The sequence below is a fragment of the Citrobacter sp. Igbk 16 genome (assembly GCF_028069755.1).
Taxonomy (GTDB): Bacteria; Pseudomonadota; Gammaproteobacteria; order Enterobacterales; family Enterobacteriaceae; genus Citrobacter.
Genome location: NZ_JANEWJ010000001.1, coordinates 85,255 through 109,074, shown reverse-complemented (window position 1 = coordinate 109,074; position 23,820 = coordinate 85,255). Strand labels below are relative to the sequence as shown.

Annotated in this window: 26 protein-coding genes; 19 read left to right on the top strand and 7 right to left on the bottom strand. The window is 52.4% G+C overall.

Annotated elements, in window-relative coordinates:
* A complete protein-coding gene (locus tag NNO03_RS00485; RefSeq protein ID WP_005129722.1) occupies positions 1 to 276 on the top strand; it encodes a YfcL family protein in 276 nt (91 codons plus the stop codon).
* Positions 277 to 427: 151 nt separating this feature from the next.
* Here NNO03_RS00485 and mnmC read toward each other — a convergent pair whose 3' ends face one another.
* Positions 428 to 2,428, bottom strand: coding sequence for a bifunctional tRNA (5-methylaminomethyl-2-thiouridine)(34)-methyltransferase MnmD/FAD-dependent 5-carboxymethylaminomethyl-2-thiouridine(34) oxidoreductase MnmC (gene mnmC / locus NNO03_RS00480; protein ID WP_271448543.1), 2,001 nt, complete (start codon positions 2,426 to 2,428; stop codon positions 428 to 430).
* Positions 2,429 to 2,587: 159 nt separating this feature from the next.
* Between mnmC and fabB the strand changes: the two genes are divergently transcribed.
* Positions 2,588 to 3,808 (top strand): beta-ketoacyl-ACP synthase I, encoded by a 1,221-nt coding sequence (fabB, locus tag NNO03_RS00475; protein ID WP_005129715.1) that lies wholly within the window; start codon positions 2,588 to 2,590, stop codon positions 3,806 to 3,808.
* A gap of 47 nt (positions 3,809 to 3,855) precedes the next feature.
* Here the strand turns inward: fabB and NNO03_RS00470 are convergent, their stop codons facing one another.
* The 3 genes from NNO03_RS00470 to NNO03_RS00460 form a co-directional block, all read right to left on the bottom strand.
* Entirely contained in the window at positions 3,856 to 4,374 is a 519-nt protein-coding gene (locus NNO03_RS00470) for a YbjP/YqhG family protein (RefSeq protein WP_271448542.1), read from the bottom strand.
* The gene (locus NNO03_RS00465; RefSeq protein ID WP_271448642.1) at positions 4,374 to 4,742 is read right to left on the bottom strand and encodes a hypothetical protein; all 369 of its coding nucleotides are present in this window, start codon (positions 4,740 to 4,742) and stop codon (positions 4,374 to 4,376) included. The genes NNO03_RS00470 and NNO03_RS00465 overlap by 1 nt, the downstream gene beginning before the upstream one ends.
* A 150-nt stretch (positions 4,743 to 4,892) precedes the next feature.
* Complete coding sequence (locus tag NNO03_RS00460; RefSeq protein ID WP_271440235.1) at positions 4,893 to 5,150, bottom strand: helix-turn-helix domain-containing protein; 258 nt, start codon at positions 5,148 to 5,150, stop codon at positions 4,893 to 4,895.
* Between the two features lie 171 nt (positions 5,151 to 5,321).
* Here NNO03_RS00460 and NNO03_RS00455 point away from each other — a divergent pair, with 171 nt between their 5' ends.
* Together NNO03_RS00455 and NNO03_RS00450 are read left to right on the top strand one after the other, a co-directional pair.
* Positions 5,322 to 5,696, top strand: a complete 375-nt coding sequence (locus NNO03_RS00455) for a hypothetical protein (protein ID WP_271440255.1) — start codon at positions 5,322 to 5,324, stop codon at positions 5,694 to 5,696.
* Positions 5,697 to 5,875: 179 nt separating this feature from the next.
* Entirely contained in the window at positions 5,876 to 7,054 is a 1,179-nt protein-coding gene (locus NNO03_RS00450) for an MFS transporter (RefSeq protein ID WP_271448541.1), read from the top strand.
* On the opposite strand, the gene flk is transcribed toward NNO03_RS00450, so the two are convergent.
* Positions 7,051 to 8,058 carry a flagella biosynthesis regulator Flk gene (gene flk, locus NNO03_RS00445; RefSeq protein ID WP_271440256.1) on the bottom strand — a complete coding sequence of 336 codons (1,008 nt, stop codon included), beginning with the start codon at positions 8,056 to 8,058 and terminating at the stop codon, positions 7,051 to 7,053. The two genes, NNO03_RS00450 and flk, sit on opposite strands and share 4 nt — an antisense overlap.
* Positions 8,059 to 8,166: 108 nt before the next feature.
* On the opposite strand from flk, the gene pdxB reads away from it, so the two are divergent.
* From pdxB to hisP, 15 genes are all read left to right on the top strand, one after another.
* Positions 8,167 to 9,303, top strand: coding sequence for a 4-phosphoerythronate dehydrogenase PdxB (gene pdxB / locus NNO03_RS00440; RefSeq protein ID WP_271448540.1), 1,137 nt, complete (start codon positions 8,167 to 8,169; stop codon positions 9,301 to 9,303).
* A gap of 67 nt (positions 9,304 to 9,370) precedes the next feature.
* Positions 9,371 to 10,384: an aspartate-semialdehyde dehydrogenase gene (locus NNO03_RS00435; RefSeq protein ID WP_271448539.1), complete on the top strand. Its 1,014-nt coding sequence runs from the start codon at positions 9,371 to 9,373 to the stop codon at positions 10,382 to 10,384.
* A complete protein-coding gene (gene truA / locus NNO03_RS00430) occupies positions 10,384 to 11,196 on the top strand; it encodes a tRNA pseudouridine(38-40) synthase TruA (RefSeq protein WP_271440239.1) in 813 nt (270 codons plus the stop codon). The genes NNO03_RS00435 and truA overlap by 1 nt, the downstream gene beginning before the upstream one ends.
* Positions 11,197 to 11,220: 24 nt before the next feature.
* Positions 11,221 to 11,880 carry a DedA family protein gene (locus NNO03_RS00425; RefSeq protein WP_003028140.1) on the top strand — a complete coding sequence of 220 codons (660 nt, stop codon included), beginning with the start codon at positions 11,221 to 11,223 and terminating at the stop codon, positions 11,878 to 11,880.
* Between the two features lie 149 nt (positions 11,881 to 12,029).
* Complete coding sequence (accD, locus tag NNO03_RS00420) at positions 12,030 to 12,944, top strand: acetyl-CoA carboxylase, carboxyltransferase subunit beta (RefSeq protein WP_137384179.1); 915 nt, start codon at positions 12,030 to 12,032, stop codon at positions 12,942 to 12,944.
* Between the two features lie 69 nt (positions 12,945 to 13,013).
* A complete protein-coding gene (gene folC, locus NNO03_RS00415; protein WP_271440240.1) occupies positions 13,014 to 14,282 on the top strand; it encodes a bifunctional tetrahydrofolate synthase/dihydrofolate synthase in 1,269 nt (422 codons plus the stop codon).
* The gene (gene dedD / locus NNO03_RS00410; protein ID WP_271440241.1) at positions 14,272 to 14,934 is read left to right on the top strand and encodes a cell division protein DedD; all 663 of its coding nucleotides are present in this window, start codon (positions 14,272 to 14,274) and stop codon (positions 14,932 to 14,934) included. The genes folC and dedD overlap by 11 nt, the downstream gene beginning before the upstream one ends.
* 202 nt (positions 14,935 to 15,136) lie before the next feature.
* A complete protein-coding gene (gene cvpA / locus NNO03_RS00405; protein ID WP_005129678.1) occupies positions 15,137 to 15,625 on the top strand; it encodes a colicin V production protein in 489 nt (162 codons plus the stop codon).
* A gap of 33 nt (positions 15,626 to 15,658) precedes the next feature.
* Positions 15,659 to 17,176, top strand: coding sequence for an amidophosphoribosyltransferase (gene purF / locus NNO03_RS00400; RefSeq protein ID WP_137384176.1), 1,518 nt, complete (start codon positions 15,659 to 15,661; stop codon positions 17,174 to 17,176).
* 96 nt (positions 17,177 to 17,272) lie between these two features.
* Positions 17,273 to 17,842 (top strand): UbiX family flavin prenyltransferase, encoded by a 570-nt coding sequence (locus NNO03_RS00395; RefSeq protein ID WP_271440242.1) that lies wholly within the window; start codon positions 17,273 to 17,275, stop codon positions 17,840 to 17,842.
* A 287-nt stretch (positions 17,843 to 18,129) separates the two neighbouring features.
* Complete coding sequence (argT, locus tag NNO03_RS00390) at positions 18,130 to 18,912, top strand: lysine/arginine/ornithine ABC transporter substrate-binding protein ArgT (protein ID WP_271440243.1); 783 nt, start codon at positions 18,130 to 18,132, stop codon at positions 18,910 to 18,912.
* Positions 18,913 to 19,159: 247 nt separating this feature from the next.
* Positions 19,160 to 19,942 carry a histidine ABC transporter substrate-binding protein HisJ gene (hisJ, locus tag NNO03_RS00385; RefSeq protein ID WP_003028120.1) on the top strand — a complete coding sequence of 261 codons (783 nt, stop codon included), beginning with the start codon at positions 19,160 to 19,162 and terminating at the stop codon, positions 19,940 to 19,942.
* 186 nt (positions 19,943 to 20,128) lie between these two features.
* Positions 20,129 to 20,815, top strand: coding sequence for a histidine ABC transporter permease HisQ (locus NNO03_RS00380; protein WP_271440244.1), 687 nt, complete (start codon positions 20,129 to 20,131; stop codon positions 20,813 to 20,815).
* Positions 20,812 to 21,519 (top strand): histidine ABC transporter permease HisM, encoded by a 708-nt coding sequence (hisM, locus tag NNO03_RS00375; protein ID WP_271440245.1) that lies wholly within the window; start codon positions 20,812 to 20,814, stop codon positions 21,517 to 21,519. The genes NNO03_RS00380 and hisM overlap by 4 nt, the downstream gene beginning before the upstream one ends.
* A 13-nt stretch (positions 21,520 to 21,532) precedes the next feature.
* Entirely contained in the window at positions 21,533 to 22,306 is a 774-nt protein-coding gene (gene hisP / locus NNO03_RS00370; protein WP_271440246.1) for a histidine ABC transporter ATP-binding protein HisP, read from the top strand.
* A gap of 33 nt (positions 22,307 to 22,339) precedes the next feature.
* Here hisP and NNO03_RS00365 read toward each other — a convergent pair whose 3' ends face one another.
* Together NNO03_RS00365 and NNO03_RS00360 are read right to left on the bottom strand one after the other, a co-directional pair.
* A complete protein-coding gene (locus tag NNO03_RS00365; RefSeq protein WP_271448538.1) occupies positions 22,340 to 22,855 on the bottom strand; it encodes a GNAT family N-acetyltransferase in 516 nt (171 codons plus the stop codon).
* A gap of 71 nt (positions 22,856 to 22,926) precedes the next feature.
* Positions 22,927 to 23,820, bottom strand: a complete 894-nt coding sequence (locus NNO03_RS00360; protein WP_271448537.1) for a TIGR01777 family oxidoreductase — start codon at positions 23,818 to 23,820, stop codon at positions 22,927 to 22,929.

The following is a 23,820-nucleotide window of genomic DNA, read 5'->3' as shown; positions in this document are numbered from 1 at the left end:
ATGATCGCGGAGTTTGAATCACGCATTCTGGCATTAATCGACGATATGGTAGAGCACGCCAGCGATGATGAGTTGTTTGCCAGTGGTTATTTGCGTGGGCACCTGACGCTGGCCGTTGCTGAACTGGACGGTGGGGAGGACCATTCCGCTGAGGCATTGTACGCCAATGTGACCAGCAGCCTGGAGAAAGCCATCAGCGCGGGCGAACTCTCGCCACGTGACCAGGCATTAGTGAAAGAGATGTGGGACACCTTGTTCCAGAAGGCGACAAAATAATCATTGCCCGTAGCCGACCGCCATCCGGCATTCTCAGCTTGCCGGGTGGCGCTACGCTTACCCGGCCTACGATTTTTTTACCCACAAACGATTCAGATTGGGGTTGTAGGCCTGATAAGCGTAGCGCATCAGGCAATAATGAGATGGTATCTTACTTCACCGCTTTGCCCTTCAATAACTTCCGTACCCACAGACGATTCGGATTCAGCGCCGCCAGCGTGCTGGCATCCATTGGGATCGGTTCATCACTCATTTGCGCGGCCAGAATTTCTGCACATAGCGGGGCAGAACATAGCCCACGTGACCCCAGCGCGCCTAACATGAACAAATCTGGGTATACCGGTGCGCTTAAAGCATGTTCTTTGTCTTCTGCAAGCCGGGCATACTGATCGAGAGTGGTGTTATAGTTCGGCACATTACCGACCATCGGTAAATGATCGCGCGTGGCACAACGGACGCCGCAACGGGCAGCATTGTCACTGACATTCACTTCTTTTGCCCATGCCGCATTCGGCAAGCAGTCGATCAAACGCTGACGGTTTTGTTGCTGGTCATCATGACGGAATGACGTCTCTTCACTCCCCCGATGATAGCTGGCGCCAATACAGTGCTGCTGATTTTCCGGGTTTTGCGGGGTAAGGTAGCCGTCGTAGCACAGAACCTGACGCAGTGCGGAAAGCGAAGGCGTCGTGGGAATGTGACTTACCTGACCGCCAACGGAATACACCGGTAGTGATTGAGTCTGTTCAAAACGGTGAATACAGTGCCCATTCGCCAGAACCACGACCTCATGTGTTGCCGCTTCTCCGCTGGCGAACTGCAGCTGCCAGCTATCGGTGTGATGAGCAAGTGAGGTCAGGGTGTGTTGGTACTGGGTACGTAACCCAAGCGTTGTGGCATAGTCGAGAACGGCAGTGGTGAGCTGTGCCGGGCACAGCCATCCACCGGCCGGGTACTGGATGCCATCACATTCGGTCACAACGCCTGTGGTTTGCAAGATTTGGTCTGCGTCCACCCCGACGGCGAGTGCCTTGGGAAGTTCAAGTGACAGCATTTGGTTGATTTTCTGTTGGCTTTTCTCATCCCAGGCGAGCTGCGTGACGCCACACCAGTCATGGGCAAAGTTAATGGGTAGGGCATCGTACAGGCGACGAGCAAAGGTAAATGCGGTGGGGAAGAAAAGCGTAATCGCCGCATCATGTTTACTGAGCAACGGATAGAGTGCGCCCTGACGATTGCCGGAAGCACCCTGCGCGGGTTTATCGTCAGCGCAGTAGAGTGTGACCTGCCAGCCTCTGCGCAGTAGCGCCAGAGACAGTAATGCGCTGGCAATACCACCGCCAATAATGGCCGCTTCACGTTTCTTCGTTCCTGTACGCAAAAACCACGGGGCTGATGAAGGAGGCGTCATCGTCTGTTCCATCACGCCACACAGCATTTCACGTTTTCGACCAAAACCTTTGCACTTCTGCATTGTAAATCCGGCTTCCTGCAATCCCCGGCGTACAAAACCAGCCGAAGTGAAGGTTGCCAGCGTACCACCCGGTCGGGCCAGTCGAGCCATGGCATTAAAGAGTGTTGGCGTCCACATATCCGGATTTTTTGACGGGGCGAAGCCGTCCAGAAACCAGGCATCAACCTGTTGGTTCAGGGACTCGTCCAGCTTTCCGGTGAGTTCGTTGATGTCACCGAACCACAGATCCAGAGTAACCCGCCCCTCATCAAGCAGTAGACGATGGCAACCAGCCAGCGGCAGTGGCCACTGTGCCTGGAGTTGCTCTGCCCACGACGCCAGTTCCGGCCAGTGCTGATGCGCTAACGCCAGATCCTCACGCGTCAGCGGGAATTTTTCAAAACTGATGAAATGTAATCTTTCCAGGGTAGCGTCAGGGTGTGCGTTGCGAAAGGTGGCGAATGCCTGCCACAGCGTGAGGAAGTTTAGCCCGGTACCAAAGCCACTTTCTGCCACCACGAACACCGGGCGTGGGTGCGCAGGAAAACGTGCGGTGAGGTGGTTGCCGCCAAGGAAAACGTAACGTGTCTCTTCCAGCCCGTTATCATTGGAAAAATAGACATCATCAAAATCTCGGGAAACAGGTGTACCCTCAGCGTTGAATTCAAGGTTGGCAGGTTGTATAGCGTATTGTTTCACGTAAGTTACTCGTCTGACAGGCTGTGCCCCGATCTTAACGAGGAGTGCCTGGCTGCGCAAATTTCCACATTAAATGGCTGATCGGACTTGTTCGGCGTACAAGTGTACGCTATTGTGCCACTCGAAACTTTAAAATAGTGCGACTTACAGAGGTATTGAATGAAACGTGCAGTGATTACTGGCTTGGGCATCGTTTCCAGCATCGGTAATAACCAGCAGGAAGTCCTGGCATCTCTGCGTGAAGGACGTTCAGGGATCACTTTCTCTCAGGAGCTGAAGGACTCCGGCATGCGTAGCCACGTCTGGGGCAACGTAAAACTGGATACCACTGGCCTCATTGACCGCAAAGTAGTGCGCTTTATGAGCGACGCATCCATCTATGCTTTCCTTTCTATGGAGCAGGCAGTGGCTGATGCCGGCCTTGCTGCAGAAGATTACCAGAACAATCCGCGCGTTGGCCTGATTGCAGGTTCCGGCGGCGGCTCCCCGCGTTTTCAGGTATTCGGTGCTGACGCAATGCGTAGCCCGCGCGGTCTGAAAGCGGTTGGCCCGTATGTGGTCACCAAAGCGATGGCATCCGGCGTTTCTGCCTGCCTCGCGACACCGTTCAAAATCCACGGCGTCAACTACTCCATCAGCTCTGCTTGTGCGACTTCTGCACACTGTATCGGCAACGCTGTTGAACAAATTCAGTTGGGCAAGCAGGACATCGTTTTTGCTGGCGGCGGCGAAGAGCTGTGCTGGGAAATGGCGTGCGAGTTCGACGCAATGGGCGCGCTGTCTACCAAATATAACGACAACCCGTCTCAGGCTTCCCGTACTTATGATGCACACCGTGACGGTTTTGTTATCGCAGGCGGCGGCGGTATGGTTGTTGTCGAAGAACTGGAACACGCACTGGCTCGTGGCGCGCACATCTATGCTGAAATCGTAGGTTACGGCGCAACGTCTGATGGCGCTGATATGGTTGCTCCGTCAGGTGAAGGTGCAGTTCGCTGCATGCAGATGGCGATGCACGGTGTTGATACCCCGATTGACTACCTGAACTCCCACGGTACTTCTACTCCGGTAGGCGACGTGAAGGAACTGGGCGCAATCCGCGAAGTCTTTGGCGATAACAGCCCGGCCATTTCTGCAACCAAAGCCATGACCGGTCACTCACTGGGTGCGGCTGGCGTTCAGGAAGCCATCTACTCTCTGCTGATGCTGGAACACGGTTTTATCGCGCCGAGCATCAACATTGAAGAGCTGGACGAGCAGGCTGCAGGTCTGAACATCGTGACTAAACCGACCGAGCAAGCGTTGACGACCGTTATGTCTAACAGCTTCGGTTTTGGCGGTACCAATGCCACGCTGGTTATGCGTAAGCTGAAAGCATAAGTCTCAGCTCATGCAGTACACGAAAGGGAGCCGTCAGGCTCCCTTTTCTACTTATTCATCTTTTCGTACTCCGGTGCGATCTCCGCAGACCATGCTTTCGCACGGGTAATATCCCCGGTACTGTAGATGGGCTGTTCATAACGATCGCGAATATCGCGAACGCGATAAATTTTCCAGCGCCTGTCTTCCCAACGCGTATACACTTCCAGCAGCATGGGTGCTTCGCCTGTCGGCCCACCTAATTGCACTTCCACCTTTTCGCCACCGAGAAAGGGTTGAGCCGGTCCAACCCGTAACCGCGGGATCCATTCTGGGTCGTAATCCTGCACGTACATAAAGTAGTCAGAATCCCGTATTTCCTGCTCGTAAAGACTATCAATCAGCGTCAGACGATTGATAACGTCTTTCGCTACATAGCGTTGCATGAGTGCGGACGTGTCTCGATCTTGTGTGTATGCGGACATCCACGCGAGATAGAATTGTTTAACATCCTGAGTGCTGTCACGGTGGAATGAAGAACAGCCACAAAGTAACAAAACCAGAGCAATCAACGAGAACGCTTTCATTACTGTTTCCTGTAAATGGTGTATGACGGTTTTGCCGCCCGATAGCCAGGCCCCGCCCACATATCACGCTGTCTAAAATCGGAGTACCACTCCTGGCCGTCAAATATCGCCATATGACCGCTTGGGTTTCCTCCCTCATACGGCTGAATGATGATGACATCTCCTTCTCGGGGCTGTTCAAAGTGGCCAATGGCGCTGAAACCGGCACTTTTTAGCATCGGGCCATAATCTTTAGCATGATAAGTATGCCCAAGAGTGATACCTCCTGCCTGAATGGCTTTGCGGGTAAATTCCGCGCAGCGTCCTTGAGAATGTGAACTCGCGTGTGATTTAGCATAACTAACCGCTGTTGTTTTATTCCAGCTCATCATGACTCCTGTTAATGGAATAGGTAATAAGTTCGCGTATTGCTTTAACAGGATTTAATCTGATGGGAATGGCCGATAGTGCTATTAATATCGTAAATATATTTGATTGAGATATTAATCAATCTGCCGGGTAAATTATGGATAATATATTTATAATTGATGGTTATTCTTTGTGACGACTTTTTTTGCTGATTTCGTGAGATAGCGTGACGGCCAAATTACGTCCGGCGTGGTTTCCAGCGCCTGTGCGATGATCTGTTCTGCACGCGGCCAACTGCGGGTAAATACATTACGCAGCGAGTCAGGAGATAAACCCGCCGAACGTGACAATTCTCTGAGTGTAATACCTCTTTTTTCCAGTGCACTTTTAATATCTGCACGATGCCAGTCTTGGCTTTTTTGTTCCATTCTGTAATCCTAAGAAGATGTGTTATCGGCACCGATATTTTTCAGGTTATAAATTAGAAAGACAAAAGAACGTTACTTTCTTTTTATCGTAGGAATATTGCCAGAATTAATTTGAAATTTCGCGAAAAAGAAAAAATATTTTTATTTCATCAGCAGAAAGGAAAGAAACTGATGGTAAAAGAGTGGTTCACGGTAAAGGAGTGTCTTGAATTACCGGGGTTTCCAGGAAGCGCACCCGCTGTACGCCTGCGCTTAAATACCTACAGTGAAGGGAAAGAGGGCGTTAAGCGCAAGCGTGCGAAATCCAAGGCCGAGGAATTTCATATTTCTGTGTTCCCACTGTATGTACGCTCGTATCTGAATGAAAATGAGAAAACAGAAGCACCAGATCGCAACATCGTGCAGGAAGCAGGACCCAAAGAGATTTGGGATATGATGTTCCTGCTCCTGACGCCGCAGCAGCGTGAACAGGTAACTGGGCGGTTCAGAGCGAAAGGCATTGATGCGGTATTTCCCTTTTTGTTCGTAGAGAAATCACCGCTTTGACACGCACGGCTATGCTTTCACAGTTGACAGCCAGGGTCACTCGCAGGCAGACTCCAGCTTCAACATTATCCTCTTGATAATGCGTAAGCGTTTAACGTTATCCAACGCACCTTAATCCTGATAGTCAGGTAGAGGGGGCGTGGACATTCCTCGCCTTACTCTGCATTTTGGAGTAACGCATGACAGCTGTAACCCAACAAGAAAAAACACCTTCGGCGAATTTTTCGCTGTTTCGTATCGCTTTTGCGGTTTTCCTGACCTATATGACGGTCGGTTTACCTTTGCCCGTTATTCCTCTGTTTGTGCACCAGGAACTGGGCTATGGCAACACCATGGTCGGTATCGCCGTGGGCATCCAGTTTCTGGCAACGGTATTAACACGTGGTTATGCCGGTAGGTTAGCCGATCAGTATGGCGCCAAGCGCTCGGCGCTGCAGGGGATGTTTGCCTGTGCGCTGGCGGGTGCAGCGTGGTTGCTAGCGGCGCTTTTGCCCGTTTCCGTTCCCGTGAAGTTTGCGTTGTTGATCGTTGGGCGTTTGATCCTCGGTTTTGGTGAAAGCCAGTTACTGACCGGAACGCTGACCTGGGGGCTTGGGCTGGTCGGGCCAACGCGCTCCGGTAAGGTGATGTCGTGGAACGGAATGGCGATTTACGGCGCGCTGGCGGCCGGTGCACCGCTGGGGCTACTGATCCACAGCCATTTTGGCTTCGCGGCGCTGGCGGGAACCACGATGGTATTACCGCTGCTGGCATGGGCGTTCAACGGTACCGTGCGTAAAGTCCCTGCCCATGCAGGAGAGCGTCCTTCCTTGTGGAGCGTGGTGGGACTTATCTGGAAACCAGGTCTGGGCCTGGCGCTGCAGGGCGTTGGTTTTGCGGTAATCGGTACTTTTATTTCGCTCTACTTTGTCAGCAATGGCTGGACGATGGCAGGGTTTACCCTGACTGCGTTTGGTAGCGCGTTTGTGCTGATGCGTATTCTGTTTGGCTGGATGCCAGACAGGTTTGGCGGGGTTAACGTCGCGGTTGTCTCTTTGCTGGTTGAAACTGCGGGTCTGATTTTACTGTGGCAGGCTCCATCTGCCTGGATTGCACTGCTGGGAGCCGCATTAACCGGTGCCGGGTGTTCGCTGATCTTCCCGGCGCTGGGCGTGGAGGTCGTGAAGCGAGTGCCTGCCCAGGTTCGTGGTACGGCTCTCGGCGGTTACGCCGCGTTTCAGGATATCTCCTACGGCATAAGCGGTCCTGTCGCCGGGGTTCTGGCCACTGCATACGGTTACTCCTCGGTATTCCTTGCCGGGGCGATTTCCGCGGTAGTGGGCATTTTTGTGACGCTGCTGACTCTGCGAAAAGGTTAAGCAAGCAACCAGAACAGGGCTAATGCTACCAGCAAGGCGACAAACATCAGCCCTGGTCGTGCCGACAGTGTTTTTACCGTTTCAATCACCGGCGCGAACGGGCTGAAAATGGGTTGAAGATGACGCGGATCGTTTAATTCCTGCTCCCGGTCACGTTCCACGCGGCGCAGGAAAATTTGATTCAGCAAGTCCTGCACTTGTACCGCTGTCAGGATCGTTTGCGGCTGGATCTGGTACGTTTGCTGCGCATACTCTTTTATGGTTGTTAGCTCATTTGGTTCCAGCGGCTGTTTTAGCGCCGCCTGCAGCGTTTGCAGCGTCGGCGCATTTTGCAGGCTGAGGGTCTGGCGCGCCTGCAGCCATGTCACCAAATGGGTGAACTGTTTTGCCGGGATAAGCTCGCCGCTTTTTACACCAGACAGTTCCAGCATGGACTGCCAGATCATTTTCCCCGACTCTCCCGTGGCGGCAGCCAGCTTAGTGACCAACTGATTCAGCGTATTGTGCTCGGCGGGTAATAAAGGGCGATCGGTTGCCGGCCGCTGCTGCGGCTGCGGAATTGAAAGCTGCCCTTGTTGCAACAAGGTGAGAACGTTCTTCAACTGCTCAGGCGTGAGCTGGCTGAGCGCCGTTTGCCCGTACTGCTGACGGATAAAATCACTCACCGCCTGGCGGGTATTTCCCTGACTCAATAATTCAGTGAGCTGCGACAGAACCTGACGATTAGCATGATTCTGCTGAGCAACCCCCAGACGCTGATTCAGGTTTTGCTCAGCGGCAGGGAAGTGGCGTGACTGCAGCGGCGTATCGTTTTTAACGCCCAAATCGTGCTTCATTCCAGCCCACACCTCAGCGCTTTGCTGTTGGGTAAGCGAAATCAAACGGGTAATCAGTCGTTCCAGAACGGTACGCTGCTGCGTGGACAGTGGCTGCTCGCCGGCAACGGAAGGGGGAGTTTGGCCTTCGCCGGGAGGGCGTGCGGGCGTACCTGAAATGGGCTGCATCATCTCTGTTCCTTAAATCTGTGCTAACCAGGTCTCGCAGTATGCCTGGCGGCGAGATTATGGCACACTTGCCCGGTTAACTCTCGTTCTCAAACAGGTGAGAAAGACGTGAAAATCCTCGTTGATGAAAATATGCCCTATGCCCGCGAACTGTTCAGTCGTTTGGGGGAGGTCAAAGCGGTTCCCGGTCGCCCGATTCCCGTCACAGAACTGGATGATGCGGATGCCTTAATGGTGCGCTCGGTGACGAAAGTAAACGCATCGCTACTCAGTGGAAAACCGGTAAAGTTTGTCGGTACGGCAACGGCAGGCACTGATCATGTGGATGATGCCTGGCTTGCGCAGTCAGGCATTGGTTTTTCTGCTGCTCCCGGCTGTAATGCGATTGCGGTAGTGGAATATGTCTTCTCTGCACTGCTGATGCTGGCTGAGCGCGACGGTTTTACGTTACGTGACCGTACGGTCGGTATTGTTGGTGTAGGTAATGTGGGAGGGCGTTTACAGGCGCGACTGGAAGCATTAGGGATCCGCACCTTGCTGTGCGATCCACCGCGTGCCGATCGGGGCGACGAAGGCGATTTCCGCGCACTGGAAGAACTGGTTGAACAAGCAGATGTGTTGACCTTCCACACGCCGTTGTTTAAAGACGGTCCGTACAAAACGCTGCATCTGGCCGATGAGGCGCTGATTAGCCGCCTGAAGCCCGGAACCATTCTGATTAATGCCTGCCGCGGACCGGTCGTGGATAATTCCGCCTTACTGAACCGACTCAACGCCGGGCAGTCGCTGAGCGTCGTGCTGGATGTCTGGGAAGGCGAGCCGGATCTGAATGTGGCGCTGCTGGAGAAAGCGGACATTGGTACGGCACACATTGCCGGCTATACCCTGGAAGGGAAAGCGCGTGGGACAACGCAGGTCTTTGAGGCCTATAGCAAATTTATTGGCCGTGAGCAGCACGTTGCATTGAATACGCTGTTGCCCGCACCGGAATTTGGCCGTATTACCTTGCATGGTCCGTTAGATCAGCCAACACTGAAAAGGCTGGTTCATTTAGTGTATGATGTGCGCCGCGACGATGCGCCACTGCGCAAAGTCGCTGGAATTCCGGGTGAATTTGATAAACTGCGCAAGAATTATCTTGAACGTCGCGAGTGGTCGTCTTTATACGTAATGTGTGACGACGCTGCTGCCGCAGCCCTGTTGTGTAAGCTGGGTTTTAACGCCGTTCATCATCCGGCACATTAATGTCTTCTTAATGCTCCCTGTTGAATAATACGACAGGGACGCTTATGTATTTCTGGAGTAAATCACCATGTCTGAAGGCTGGAATATTGCCATTCTGGGCGCAACGGGCGCCGTAGGCGAAGCCCTGCTCGATACGCTGGCTGAACGCCAGTTCCCGGTCGGTGAAATCTATGCGCTGGCACGTAATGAAAGTGCTGGTGAACACCTGCGTTTTAACGGTAAATCGGTCATTGTTCAGGATGTCGCTGACTTTGACTGGACCCAGGCTCAGTTGGCATTTTTTGTCGCGGGAGTTGAAGCTACTGCGGCATGGGTGGAAGAAGCAACCAATGCCGGTTGTCTGGTGATTGACAGCAGTGGCCTGTTTGCGCTTGAACCTGACGTTCCGCTGGTCGTCCCGGACGTTAACCCATTTGTACTGGCAGACTACCGCAATCGCAACGTTATCGCGGTGCCAAACAGCCTGACCAGTCAACTGCTTTCTGCGCTGAAACCGCTGATCGATGACGGTGGTCTTTCACGGATTACGGTAACCAACATTATCTCGGCTTCTGCCCACGGTAAAAAAGCGGTAGACGCGTTGGCCGGACAAAGTGCGAAATTGCTCAACGGGATCCCGATTGACGAGGATGACTTCTTTGGTCGCCAACTGGCGTTCAATATGCTGCCGCTGTTGCCCGATCGCGAAGGCAGTGTGCGCGAAGAACGTCGTATCGTCGATGAAGTCCGTAAAATTATGCAAGATGATGGTCTGTTGATTTCAGCCAGCATCGTGCAGTCACCGGTGTTCTACGGTCATGCGCAGATGGTGAATTTTGAAGCGCTGCGCCCGCTGGCCGCAGAAGAGGCGCGTGATGCCTTTTCTCGTGGTGAAGATATTGTTCTGTCAGAAGAGACCGATTTCCCGACCCAGGTTGGCGATGCGTCTGGTACACCGCACCTGTCAATTGGTTGCGTACATAACGACTATGGTATGCCGGAGCAGGTTCAGTTCTGGTCCGTGGCGGATAACGTGCGCTTTGGCGGCGCATTGATGGCAGTAAAAATTGCGGAAAAACTGGTGCAGGAGTACCTGTACTAATGTCTGACCTGCAACAGCCGTCAACGCATAAAATTGCGCTGGGCATTGAGTATGACGGCAGCAAGTATTATGGCTGGCAGCGCCAGAATGAAGTGCGCAGCGTTCAGGAAAAACTGGAAAAAGCGCTCTCTCAGGTTGCTAATGAACGCATCACTGTATTTTGTGCGGGCCGCACGGATGCAGGTGTTCATGGTACGGGACAGGTGGTGCATTTTGAAACCACCGCGCAACGTAAAGATGCGGCGTGGACGCTGGGGGTAAATGCGAATTTACCTGGTGACATTGCCGTGCGCTGGGTGAAAGCTGTACCGGATGATTTTCATGCCCGATTTAGCGCGACGGCTCGCCGTTATCGCTACATCATCTACAATCATCGGTTGCGTCCCGCCGTTTTGGGAAAAGGCGTGACGCATTACTACGAGCAGCTGGATGCTGAGCGTATGCATCGTGCGGCTCAGTGCCTGATTGGCGAGAATGATTTTACCTCGTTTCGGGCAGTGCAGTGTCAGTCGCGCACACCGTGGCGTAATGTGATGCATATAAACGTTACGCGTTTCGGCACTTATGTGGTGGTGGATATTAAAGCGAATGCCTTTGTACATCATATGGTCAGGAATATTGTCGGCAGCCTGATGGAAGTAGGCGCCCACAACCAGCCGGAGAGCTGGATTGCAGAACTGTTAGCAGCAAAGGACAGAACGTTAGCAGCAGCAACGGCGAAGGCGGAAGGTCTGTATCTGGTCGCGGTAGATTACCCTGACCGATTTGATCTGCCAAAACCGCCAATGGGCCCGCTATTTCTGGCGGACTAATTTGAGTCGTATAAAGGCATAATTATGGATCTGATTTACTTTCTCATCGATTTTATCCTGCACATTGATGTGCACCTGGCGGAGCTGGTCGCGGAATACGGTATCTGGGTATACGCTATTCTGTTTTTGATTCTGTTCTGTGAAACGGGACTGGTGGTCACGCCGTTCCTGCCAGGAGATTCGCTGCTGTTTGTCGCCGGTGCACTTTCTGCACTGCCAACGAACGATCTTAATGTCCATCTGATGGTGGCGTTAATGATAGTGGCGGCCATTGTGGGCGATGCGGTGAACTACACCATCGGGCGGTTGTTTGGCGAGAAGCTGTTCAGCAACCCAAATTCCAAAATTTTCCGCCGCAGCTATCTGGATAAAACCCATGCGTTCTATGAGCGTCATGGCGGCAAAACAATTATTTTGGCGCGTTTCGTTCCTATCGTGCGTACATTTGCACCGTTTGTTGCGGGTATGGGACACATGTCCTACCGTCATTTTGCGATGTATAACGTTGTTGGCGCGTTGCTGTGGGTATTGCTGTTCACCTATGCAGGCTACTTGTTTGGCGATCTGCCGATTGTTCAGGAAAACCTGAAATTACTGATTGTGGCGATTATCGTCCTCTCGGTATTGCCTGGCGTAATTGAAGTTATTCGCCACAAGCGCGCTGCGTCACGTGCTGCAAAATAGAAAGTAACTCAGCGGTTCGACCACTTTTTTATCCAAAGTTTCGGGCTGTTATGTTTTAATGTGCAACATTCATGGTCTGTTTGGGGCAAAAATGGCATTATGCGCCCCTTATAACAAAGCTGACTAGGGTTCAGGCAGAAAGGTCACCAATGAGCTGGATTGAACGAATTAAAAGCAACATTACTCCCACCCGCAAGGCAAGCATTCCTGAAGGGGTGTGGACCAAGTGTGATAGCTGCGGTCAGGTTTTATACCGTGCTGAGCTGGAACGTAATCTTGAGGTCTGTCCGAAGTGTGACCATCACATGCGCATGTCGGCGCGTAATCGCCTGCATAGCCTGTTAGATGAAGGTTCTCTTGTGGAACTGGGAAGCGAGCTTGAGCCGAAAGATGTGCTGAAGTTTCGTGATTCCAAAAAATACAAAGACAGACTGGCTTCTGCGCAAAAAGAAACCGGTGAGAAAGACGCGCTGGTGGTAATGAAAGGTACGCTTCACGGCATGCCGGTCGTTGCAGCTGCATTCGAGTTCGCTTTTATGGGCGGCTCCATGGGCTCTGTCGTCGGCGCGCGTTTCGTCCGTGCGGTTGAACAGGCGCTGGAAGACAACTGCCCGCTGATCTGTTTCTCCGCGTCTGGCGGAGCGCGTATGCAGGAAGCGCTGATGTCACTGATGCAGATGGCAAAAACATCTGCGGCGCTGGCAAAAATGCAGGAACGCGGTTTACCGTACATTTCCGTACTGACTGACCCTACCATGGGCGGTGTTTCTGCAAGCTTCGCGATGCTGGGCGATCTCAACATTGCTGAGCCGAAAGCGCTGATCGGCTTTGCAGGTCCGCGTGTTATCGAGCAGACAGTACGTGAGAAACTGCCGCCGGGATTCCAGCGTAGTGAATTCCTGATTGAAAAAGGCGCTATCGATATGATCGTACGCCGCCCGGAAATGCGTCTGAAACTGGCAAGTGTTCTGGCGAAGCTGATGAATCTGCCCGCGCCGAATCCGGATGAACCACGTGAAGGTGAGGTGGTACCTCCGGTACCCGATCAGGAATCAGAGGCCTGATAACTGAAAAGGGCAGGGCCACAGGCGCTGCCCTTTTGCTTTTCTCAACGTAACGAATCTACAGGCATCATGGACAATAAACGTATTCCCCAAGCCACGTCGCCCCTGGCCTCGTGGCTTTCTTATCTGGAAAACCTGCACAGTAAAACCATCGATTTAGGTCTTGAACGCGTGAGTCTGGTGGCGCAAAAACTGGGCGTATTAAAACCTGCGCCGTTTGTTTTTACCGTCGCGGGAACCAACGGTAAAGGCACGACTTGCCGAACGCTGGAGTCCGTGCTCACCGCGGCCGGATATAAAGTTGGTGTATACAGTTCTCCTCACCTGGTGCGCTACACAGAACGTGTCCGCGTGCAGGGGGGCGAGTTGCCGGAATCTGCGCATACCGCTTCGTTTGCAGAGATTGAAGCGGCGCGCGGCGATATTTCCCTGACCTACTTTGAATACGGCACACTGTCAGCATTGTGGCTGTTTAAACAGGCGCAGCTTGATGTGGTGATTCTGGAAGTGGGTTTAGGCGGCCGTCTTGACGCAACCAATATCGTCGATTCCGATGTCGCGGTGGTCACCAGCATTGCGCTTGACCATACTGACTGGCTGGGGCCCGATCGCGAAAGCATTGGCCGCGAGAAGGCGGGTATCTTCCGTGCAGAGAAACCGGCTATTGTCGGTGAACCGGAAATGCCCTATACCATCGCGGATGTGGCGCAAGAGACAGGGGCGATACTGCAGCGCCGTGGTGTGGACTGGCGCTATTCGGCTACAGAGAACGACTGGTCATTCACTGATAGCCACGGTACGCTGACGCAACTGCCGTTACCGCAGGTCCCGCAACCTAACGCCGCAACTGCACTGGCAGCACTGAGAGCCAGCGGACTTAACGTCAGCGAGCAGGCGATTCGTGAAGGTATCGAGCAGGCTATTTTACCGGGGCGTTTTCAGATTGTGAGCGAGTCACCGCGGGTGATTTTTGATGTTGCTCATAATCCGCATGCGGCAGAATATTTGACTGAACGTCTGAAAAAGTTAGTGAAAAGCGGGCGCGTACTTGCCGTTATCGGTATGCTACATGATAAAGACATTGCCGGTACGTTAGCCTGGTTGAAAAGCGTGGTTGACGATTGGTATTGTGCGCCTCTGGAAGGCCCGCGTGGTGCATCGGCAGAACAACTGCTGGAGCATCTGGGTAATGGCGAAGCCTATGACAGCGTGGCTCAGGCATGGCTTGCGGCCCTGGCCGCGGCAAAACCAGAAGATACCGTGTTGGTGTGTGGATCGTTTCACACTGTCGCACATGTCATGGAAGTACTAGACGTGGGGAGAAGCGGTGGCGAGTAAGTTTCAGAATCGATTAGTTGGCACGATTGTGCTGGTCGCGCTTGGGGTGATTGTGCTTCCCGGGCTGCTCGACGGGCAGAAAAAACATTATCAGGATGAGTTTGCGGCGATCCCGCTGGTACCAAAACCTGGCGATCGCGATGAACCGGACATGATGCCTGCGGCGACGCAGGCACTGCCAACGCAACCGCCGGAAGGTGCCGCAGAAGAGGTACGTGCCGGTGATGCGGCCGCGCCGTCGTTGGATCCATCGCGTTTGACGGCAGCAAACAACGCAGAGTTCGATCCTATCCCTGCGCCTGTGGAGCCACCAAAACCTAAACCGAAGCCGCAACCTGTTGCTGCTGCTCCGGCGCCCGTTCCAGCACCCGCACCGAAACCGGTCGTCGAAGACGCGCCGGCACCAACCGGGAAAGCCTACGTTGTGCAGCTTGGTGCGTTGAAAAATGCGGATAAGGTCAATGAGATTGTCGGTAAGTTACGTGGTGCGGGCTTCCGGGTATATACTTCCCCGTCAACGCCGGTACAGGGTAAAATAACCCGAATTCTCGTTGGGCCTGATGCGTCCAGAGATAAGCTGAAAAACTCGCTGGGGGAACTGCAGAAAATCTCCGGCCTGAGTGGGGTTGTGATGGGGTATACCCCTAATTAAGGGGCTGTCTCATGTCGGTCGGATACGGTATTAACACCGCTATCCGGCAGTGCCCGAAGAGGCATAAAACCGTATGGCGTTGAAGATTTTTTCAGCGCCATTTTTATTTACGCGTGGAAAGGAAATCCCTACGCAAACGTTTTCTTTTTCTGTTAGAATGCGCCCCGAACAGGACGACAGGGCGTAAAATCGTGGGACACTTATGGTCTGGATTGATTACGCCATTATCGCGGTGATTGGTTTTTCCTGTCTGGTTAGCCTGATCCGTGGCTTTGTACGTGAAGCATTATCGTTGGTGACTTGGGGTTGTGCTTTCTTTGTCGCCAGCCATTACTACACTTACCTGTCTGTCTGGTTTACGGGCTTTGAAGACGAACTGGTTCGGAATGGGATTGCTATCGCGATACTGTTTATCGCGACACTTATCGTCGGCGCTATCGTTAACTTTGTGATAGGCCAGCTGGTGGAGAAAACAGGCCTGTCGGGTACTGACAGGGTGTTGGGGATCTGCTTCGGTGCTCTGAGAGGGGCGTTGATCGTCGCCGCCATATTGTTCTTTCTCGATACATTTACCGGTCTGTCGAAAAGTGAAGACTGGAGTAAGTCGCAGCTGATCCCGCAGTTCAGTTTCATCATCAGATGGTTCTTTGACTATCTGCAAAGCTCGTCAAGTTTCTTGCCCAAAGTATAAACTTTGGGTCGTTGCTGAACGAGGAAAAGACGTATGTGCGGTATTGTCGGTATCGCCGGTGTTATGCCGGTAAACCAGTCGATTTATGACGCGTTAACGGTGCTCCAGCACCGTGGTCAGGATGCCGCAGGCATCATCACCATTGATGCCAATAACTGCTTCCGTTTGCGTAAAGCAAACGGAATGGTGAGCGATATTTTTGAAGCGCGCCATATGCAGCGTTTGCAGGGCAATATGGGCATCGGTCATGTGCGTTACCCAACGGCTGGCAGCTCCAGCGCCTCCGAAGCTCAACCTTTTTATGTCAACTCACCGTATGGCATCACGCTTGCCCACAACGGCAACCTGACCAACGCGCATGAGCTGCGTAAAAAGCTGTTCGAAGAAAAGCGCCGTCACATCAATACCACTTCTGATTCAGAAATTCTGCTGAATATTTTCGCCAGCGAGCTGGATAACTTCCGCCATTATCCGCTGGAAGCCGACAATATTTTTGCCGCGATTGCAGCGACCAACCGTCAGATCCGTGGTGCCTATGCCTGTGTGGCGATGATTATCGGTCACGGTATGGTGGCGTTTCGCGATCCTAATGGTATCCGCCCGCTGGTGCTGGGCAAACGCGATATCGGCGACGGCCGTACCGAGTACATGGTGGCGTCTGAGAGCGTGGCGCTGGATACGCTGGGCTTTGAATTCCTGCGTGATGTTGCTCCTGGTGAAGCGGTGTATATTACCGAAAAAGGCCAGTTGTTTACCCGCCAGTGTGCCGATAATCCGGTCAGCAACCCATGCCTGTTTGAATATGTTTACTTCGCGCGTCCTGACTCCTTCATCGACAAGATTTCCGTCTACAGCGCCCGTGTGAATATGGGAACAAAGCTTGGCGAAAAAATTGCCCGTGAGTGGGAAGACCTGGATATCGACGTGGTGATCCCCATTCCTGAAACCTCTTGTGATATCGCGCTGGAAATTGCCCGGATCCTCGGTAAGCCATATCGTCAGGGGTTTGTGAAAAACCGCTATGTGGGGCGTACCTTTATCATGCCGGGTCAGCAGCTGCGCCGTAAATCCGTGCGCCGTAAGCTGAATGCCAACCGCGCTGAGTTCCGTGATAAAAATGTACTGCTGGTTGATGATTCCATCGTGCGTGGAACGACTTCAGAACAGATTATCGAAATGGCGCGTGAAGCTGGCGCGAAGAAGGTTTATCTGGCCTCTGCCGCACCGGAGATTCGCTTCCCTAACGTTTATGGCATTGACATGCCAACAGCGACGGAGCTGATTGCTCATGGTCGTGAAGTAGACGAGATCCGCCAAATCATTGGCGCGGATGGGCTCATCTTCCAGGATCTGAACGATCTGATCGATGCTGTGCGTGCTGAGAACCCGGATATTCAGCAGTTTGAATGCTCCGTGTTTAATGGCGTCTATGTCACTAAAGATGTTGACCAGCAGTATCTCGATTTCCTGGACTCTTTGCGTAATGACGATGCCAAAGCGGTATTGCGCCAGAACGAAGCGGAAAATCTTGAGATGCACAACGAAGGTTAACGTTTGCTCGTAAGCAAGGGGGCAACCTGCACCCTTGCTTGCAACTCACCGTAAATTCCTGCAAAGTCGGCCCTGAACAAGCAAGGGCGATTAAACATGAAACGACTCATCATTGGTATTTCCGGCGCAAGCGGTGCAATTTATGGCGTGCGGCTGTTACAGGTTTTACGCGACGTTGCTGACGTGGAAACCCATTTGGTGATGAGCCAGGCGGCGCGACAGACGCTGGCGCTGGAAACGGACCTCTCTGTACGCGACGTGCAGGCCCTGGCGAATGTGAATCACGATACGCGCGATATCGCCGCCAGTATCTCCTCCGGTTCTTTTCAGACCGCCGGAATGGTTATTCTGCCGTGTTCAATCAAAACGCTTTCTGGCATCGTTCACAGCTACACCGATGGACTGCTTACCCGTGCGGCAGATGTGGTGCTGAAAGAACGCCGTCCGCTGGTGCTGTGTGTACGTGAGACTCCGCTGCATCTCGGGCACTTGCGTCTGATGACTCAGGCGGCAGAAATTGGCGCGGTGATTATGCCACCCGTTCCCGCTTTCTATCATCGGCCACAGACGCTTGATGATGTGATTAATCAAACGGTTAATCGCGTACTTGATCAGTTTGATATCACTCTTCCGCAGGACCTGTTCACTCGCTGGCAAGGGGCGTAAGCCGTTCCATCAGCGTGCAAAGAAACATCCGTTGCCCTGTTTCAGGGCAATTTTGTAACCGCGATCATATCCTCAACATTTAATTCGTTAAAACGCAACGAAACGCTGCGGTTCAACCGTCAGACCTGCTATCTTCAAAATCAGGACAATATTGCAACGTTTTATTAACATATTTAACGTCGAATATCCTCATCGATGCGAAAATGGCATAAGACCTGCATGAAAAAGTCTGCAAACACACAACACAACGTAAAACATAATAAAATTACGCCACTTGAGGGTTATGTATGAAGAAGACGGTTCTTGCTTTGTCTTTGCTGGTAGGACTCTCCGCCACCGCGGCCAGCTACGCAGCACTTCCGCAGACGGTTCGTATTGGTACAGATACAACGTACGCTCCTTTTTCCTCTAAAGATGCCAAAGGCGATTTTGTCGGTTTTGATATCGATCTGGGAAATGAGATGTGTAAACGTATGCAGATCAAATGTACCTGGGTCGCCAGTGATTTTGATGCGCTGATCCCGTCGCTGAAAGCGAAAAAAATTGATGCCATCATCTCTTCGCTTTCCATCACCGAGAAACGCCAGCAAGAAATTGCTTTCTCAAACAAACTTTACGCAGCAGATTCACGTCTGATCGCGGCGAAAGGCTCCCCAATTCAACCGACTCTGGATTCACTCAAGGGTAAACATGTTGGCGTACTGCAAGGTTCGACGCAGGAAGCCTATGCCAATGATAACTGGCGCAGCAAAGGCGTGGATGTTGTGGCCTATGCGAACCAGGATCTGATCTATTCTGACCTGACGGCGGGCCGTCTGGATGCGGCATTGCAGGACGAAGTCGCAGCCAGCGAAGGTTTCCTGAAACAACCTGCAGGTAAAGATTACGCGTTTGCCGGTCCTTCAGTAAAAGATAAAAAATACTTTGGCGACGGGACCGGGATTGGTTTACGCAAAGACGATGTCGAGCTGAAAGCGGCGTTTGATAAAGCGCTGGGCGAACTGCGTAAAGATGGTACCTACGACAAAATGGCGAGTAAGTATTTTAACTTTAATGTCTACGGCGATTGATACGCTGAAACGGGGAATTAACTGCACCATAGGGGTTAACCATTACGGTGCATAATGATTTCAGTGCACTGTTTTGGTGCTTTTATCGTGGTCTTAATAAGCATGATTGCATACTTAAGCGCTTTTCATGCAAATAAATACCGCTGACAAGGTAGAATGCTTTGCCTTGTCGGCCTGATTAATGGCACGATAACTGCACCTGGTCCTGTAAAGATCCCCTATAAAAGACAGTCTGTTGAGGATAGTTATGAAAAAACTGGTGTTGTCTCTTTCTCTGGTTCTGGCTTTCTCCAGTGCTACCGCAGCATTTGCAGCCATCCCGCAAAAAATTCGTATCGGTACAGATCCTACTTATGCACCGTTCGAATCGAAAAATGCACAGGGTGAATTGGTCGGTTTTGATATCGATCTGGCTAAAGAGCTCTGCAAACGCATCAATACACAATGTACCTTCGTGGAAAACCCGCTGGATGCGCTGATCCCTTCGTTAAAAGCGAAGAAGATCGATGCCATCATGTCGTCGCTTTCCATTACTGAAAAACGTCAGCAAGAGATTGCCTTTACCGACAAGCTTTATGCAGCAGACTCTCGTCTGGTGGTTGCTAAAGATTCCGCTATTCAGCCGACCATCGAGTCTCTGAAAGGTAAGCGTGTCGGTGTGCTGCAGGGCACGACTCAGGAAACGTTCGGTAACGAACACTGGGCGCCAAAAGGCATTGAAATCGTCTCTTATCAGGGGCAAGACAATATCTATTCTGACCTGACTGCCGGGCGTATTGATGCCGCATTCCAGGATGAAGTCGCGGCCAGCGAAGGCTTCCTGAAGCAGCCAGTAGGTAAAGATTACAAATTCGGCGGCCCGTCAGTGAAAGACGAGAAACTGTTCGGCGTCGGTACCGGTATGGGGCTGCGCAAAGACGATAATGAACTGCGCGAAGCACTGAATAAAGCATTTGCAGAGATGCGTGCTGACGGTACTTACGAGAAGCTGGCGAAAAAGTATTTCGATTTTGATGTTTACGGCGGTTAATCACCGCAGGTGCTGATAAAGCCCGTAGATTTTTGACGCGTTGAATTTATGCCTGATGGCGCTGCGCTTATCCGGCCTACGGTGATTTTGTAGGCCGGATAAGGCAAAGCCGCCATCCGGCATTTAACGGTTAGTCTGAAATCAAAAGAGGCTTATTACTCCACCACACACGACAGGACAGGCAGCATGTTGTATGGCTTTTCAGGTGTTATTTTACAGGGCGCGATTGTTACGCTGGAGCTGGCTCTCAGCTCGGTAGTGCTGGCGGTCATGATAGGCCTTGTTGGCGCGGCAGCGAAGCTTTCGCAAAACCGGGCAATGGAGCTTATTTTCGAAGGGTACACCACGCTTATCCGCGGGGTTCCCGATCTCGTCTTAATGCTGCTCATTTTCTACGGATTACAAATCGCGCTGAATACGATTACCGACGCAGTGGGTATCAGTCAGATTGATATCGATCCGATGGTTGCAGGGATTATTACGCTCGGATTTATCTACGGAGCCTATTTTACGGAAACCTTCCGTGGCGCGTTTATGGCAGTACCGAAAGGTCATATTGAAGCGGCGACGGCATTCGGTTTTACCCGTTCGCAAATTTTTCGCCGCATTATGTTTCCGGCAATGATGCGCTTTGCCTTGCCGGGGATTGGCAACAACTGGCAGGTTATTCTGAAGGCCACGGCGCTGGTGTCACTGCTTGGACTTGAAGATGTGGTGAAAGCCACTCAGCTTGCCGGAAAAAGCACCTGGGAGCCGTTCTATTTTGCCGTGGTATGTGGGGTCATCTATCTGGTGTTTACCACCGTGTCTAATGGTGTGCTGCTGTACCTTGAGCGCCGCTACTCCGTGGGTGTGAAGAGGGCTGACCTGTGATTGAAATTATTCAGGAGTACTGGAAATCCCTGTTGTGGACTGACGGCTATCGCTTTACCGGCGTGGCGATCACATTGTGGTTGCTGATCTCATCGGTGGTGATGGGCGGGATTCTGGCACTGTTTTTGGCGATTGGTCGTGTATCAAGCAATAAATTTATCCAGTTTCCTATCTGGTTGTTCACCTATATTTTTCGTGGAACGCCGCTGTATGTTCAGTTGTTGGTGTTTTATTCCGGCATGTATACGCTGGAGATTGTGAAAGGGACAGATTTTCTCAACGCGTTTTTCCGCAGCGGGCTGAACTGTACCGTACTGGCGCTGACGCTGAATACCTGTGCCTACACGACGGAGATTTTTGCCGGAGCCATCCGTTCCGTGCCGCATGGCGAGATTGAAGCCGCACGAGCTTACGGTTTCTCTTCCTTCAAACTGTACCGCTGCATTATCTTGCCTTCCGCACTGCGTATCGCGTTACCGGCATACAGCAACGAAGTCATTTTAATGCTGCATTCCACGGCGCTGGCATTTACTGCGACGGTGCCGGATTTGTTGAAAATCGCCCGTGACATCAACTCGGCAACCTACCAGCCATTTACCGCATTCGGTATTGCCGCTGTACTGTATTTGATGATTTCGTATGTCCTGATCAGTTTGTTCCGTAAAGCGGAAAAACGCTGGTTGCAGCATGTATCCTCTAAATAGTTCGAGTAACACGATGCCTGAGAATAAATTAAACGTTATCGATTTACATAAGCACTACGGCGAACATGAAGTGCTGAAAGGGGTATCGCTGCAGGCCAATGCGGGTGATGTTATCAGCATTATTGGTTCGTCAGGTTCGGGTAAAAGTACCTTCCTGCGCTGCATTAACTTTCTGGAAAAACCGAGCGCCGGAACGATTGTGGTTAGCGGTCAGAATATTGGTCTGGTACGCGACAAAGACGGTCAGTTGAAGGTTGCAGATAAAAATCAGCTGCGTCTGTTACGTACGCGACTGACGATGGTTTTTCAGCACTTCAACCTGTGGAGTCACATGACGGTGCTGGAAAACGTCATGGAAGCACCTATCCAGGTGCTGGGGCTGAGCAAGCATGAAGCCCGCGAGCGTGCGGTGAAGTATCTGGCCAAAGTCGGTATTGATGAGCGCGCGCAGGGGAAATACCCGGTGCATCTGTCCGGCGGTCAGCAGCAGCGTGTGTCAATTGCCCGTGCGCTGGCGATGGAGCCGGAAGTTCTGCTGTTTGATGAACCCACCTCGGCGCTAGACCCAGAGCTGGTCGGCGAAGTGCTGCGCATCATGCAACAGCTGGCTGAGGAGGGGAAAACCATGGTGGTCGTGACGCATGAAATGGGGTTTGCCCGCCACGTATCCTCACACGTTATTTTCCTGCATCAGGGAAAAATTGAAGAAGAGGGCAATCCGGAGCAGGTGTTCGGGAACCCACAAAGCCCGCGTTTACAGCAGTTCCTTAAAGGATCGCTGAAGTAATTGAGTTGCCCGGAGGCGCTATGCTTGCCGGGCCTACCGTTTTAACGCGCTGTACTCCAAACGATAAACCCAGTCGTCATGCGCTATGCCGTTCACTTCATAGGCTTTTTCAAGCACCTGAGTGCGTATAAATCCTGTTTTTTCCAGAATGCGTATCGATCCGGTATTCCCGGCTAATACATAGGCATTTATCGCCGTTACGCCAGCCTGTTGAAAGGCATAATCGCACACGGCACGTACGGCTTCGCTGGCAATACCTTTTCCTTGCGCCCGTGGCGTGATGGCGTAGCCAATATCAGCTTCCTGAGGATAAAGATGGCTTATCTGTAAGCCAATATCACCCAGTTGCGCCGTGTTGTTGTGCTCACGGATAACAAAGGTATGTCGAGCGGAAAGGCGTCTGGCGAAGAGCAGGCGAGTATCTTTGGTTGGGGCGATATCCCCCATGAAACGCATGACGTCAGGATTTTCTCGTAGCCGCTGGAAAAAAGGCCAGTCAGCGAGTTGGTACAAAGAGAGGGTAAGTCGGGGTGTTGATATTATCGCCATAACGTCGCCATTGTGGTATTCGGTTTTTTAACCATACCACCACAATGGCAACAGTGAAGGGATATCAGACATTATCGGATGACATCGGCCAGCGCTTCTTCCAAATCGTACCAACGAAACACAAAGGCTGCCGCTTCCAGGCGTTTGGGCAACGCACGCTGCCCCCCGAGGACCAGTACCGAGGATTCGCCCATCAGCAGCCGCATCGCGGCCGCCGGAACGCGCAGGATCGCCGGGCGGTTCAGGGCATGACCCAGCGCATGGGCAAACTGCTCATTGCGAACCGGGTACGGCGAAACCATGTTGAAGGGACCGCGCAGATCGTTATCCAGCAGCCAGATAATCCCATTGACCATATCGTCAATATGGATCCAGGCCAGGTATTGACGCCCATTGCCGATAGGACCGCCAAGCCCCAGACGAAACGGTGGGACCATCTTAGCGAGGATCCCGCCCGTAGAGGCCAATACAACGCCAGTACGCAGCAAACATACGCGCGTTCTGTCGCTTTGCGCAGCGCTGGCGATCTGTTCCCACCGGGCGCACAACTTATGGGTGAATTCATTGTGTGGCGGTTCTTCTTCCGTCACAACGACTTCACCCAGATCGCCGTAGTATCCCGTAGCGGAACCAGAGATGAGTACGGCAGGCGGCGTGTCGCTGACCTTGATTAAATCGACCAGTTTCTGCGTAATCCCCCAGCGGCTCTGGCACAAGCGCTCTTTTTGCTCAGCGCTCCAGCGTTTGTCAGCGATAGGTTCTCCGGCAAGATTGATGACAGCATCAATGCCATCGAGGTTTTGCTGCTCTTCCAGCCCTTTCCATAGCGTGACCCGGGAGTCCAGAATCTGACGAGCCTTATCAGGAGTACGTGTCACTACGGTAATCTGATGCCCCAGTTCCAGCAGGCGGGGGATCAAATGACGTCCAATCAGGCCAGTACCGCCGGTAATCAGAATCTGCAT

Excerpts from the sequence above, each read along its gene's own strand:
- NNO03_RS00485 (WP_005129722.1), top strand. The coding sequence starts at position 1 with ATGATCGCGGAGTTTGAATCACGCATTCTGGCATTAATCGACGATATG.
- fabB (WP_005129715.1), top strand. The coding sequence starts at position 2,588 with ATGAAACGTGCAGTGATTACTGGCTTGGGCATCGTTTCCAGCATCGGT.
- NNO03_RS00470 (WP_271448542.1), bottom strand. The coding sequence starts at position 4,374 with ATGAAAGCGTTCTCGTTGATTGCTCTGGTTTTGTTACTTTGTGGCTGT.
- NNO03_RS00465 (WP_271448642.1), bottom strand. The coding sequence starts at position 4,742 with ATGAGCTGGAATAAAACAACAGCGGTTAGTTATGCTAAATCACACGCG.
- NNO03_RS00460 (WP_271440235.1), bottom strand. The coding sequence starts at position 5,150 with ATGGAACAAAAAAGCCAAGACTGGCATCGTGCAGATATTAAAAGTGCA.
- NNO03_RS00455 (WP_271440255.1), top strand. The coding sequence starts at position 5,322 with ATGGTAAAAGAGTGGTTCACGGTAAAGGAGTGTCTTGAATTACCGGGG.
- NNO03_RS00450 (WP_271448541.1), top strand. The coding sequence starts at position 5,876 with ATGACAGCTGTAACCCAACAAGAAAAAACACCTTCGGCGAATTTTTCG.
- flk (WP_271440256.1), bottom strand. The coding sequence starts at position 8,058 with ATGCAGCCCATTTCAGGTACGCCCGCACGCCCTCCCGGCGAAGGCCAA.
- NNO03_RS00435 (WP_271448539.1), top strand. The coding sequence starts at position 9,371 with ATGTCTGAAGGCTGGAATATTGCCATTCTGGGCGCAACGGGCGCCGTA.
- truA (WP_271440239.1), top strand. The coding sequence starts at position 10,384 with ATGTCTGACCTGCAACAGCCGTCAACGCATAAAATTGCGCTGGGCATT.
- NNO03_RS00425 (WP_003028140.1), top strand. The coding sequence starts at position 11,221 with ATGGATCTGATTTACTTTCTCATCGATTTTATCCTGCACATTGATGTG.
- accD (WP_137384179.1), top strand. The coding sequence starts at position 12,030 with ATGAGCTGGATTGAACGAATTAAAAGCAACATTACTCCCACCCGCAAG.
- folC (WP_271440240.1), top strand. The coding sequence starts at position 13,014 with ATGGACAATAAACGTATTCCCCAAGCCACGTCGCCCCTGGCCTCGTGG.
- cvpA (WP_005129678.1), top strand. The coding sequence starts at position 15,137 with ATGGTCTGGATTGATTACGCCATTATCGCGGTGATTGGTTTTTCCTGT.
- purF (WP_137384176.1), top strand. The coding sequence starts at position 15,659 with ATGTGCGGTATTGTCGGTATCGCCGGTGTTATGCCGGTAAACCAGTCG.
- NNO03_RS00395 (WP_271440242.1), top strand. The coding sequence starts at position 17,273 with ATGAAACGACTCATCATTGGTATTTCCGGCGCAAGCGGTGCAATTTAT.
- argT (WP_271440243.1), top strand. The coding sequence starts at position 18,130 with ATGAAGAAGACGGTTCTTGCTTTGTCTTTGCTGGTAGGACTCTCCGCC.
- hisJ (WP_003028120.1), top strand. The coding sequence starts at position 19,160 with ATGAAAAAACTGGTGTTGTCTCTTTCTCTGGTTCTGGCTTTCTCCAGT.
- NNO03_RS00380 (WP_271440244.1), top strand. The coding sequence starts at position 20,129 with ATGTTGTATGGCTTTTCAGGTGTTATTTTACAGGGCGCGATTGTTACG.
- hisP (WP_271440246.1), top strand. The coding sequence starts at position 21,533 with ATGCCTGAGAATAAATTAAACGTTATCGATTTACATAAGCACTACGGC.
- NNO03_RS00365 (WP_271448538.1), bottom strand. The coding sequence starts at position 22,855 with ATGGCGATAATATCAACACCCCGACTTACCCTCTCTTTGTACCAACTC.
- NNO03_RS00360 (WP_271448537.1), bottom strand. The coding sequence starts at position 23,820 with ATGCAGATTCTGATTACCGGCGGTACTGGCCTGATTGGACGTCATTTG.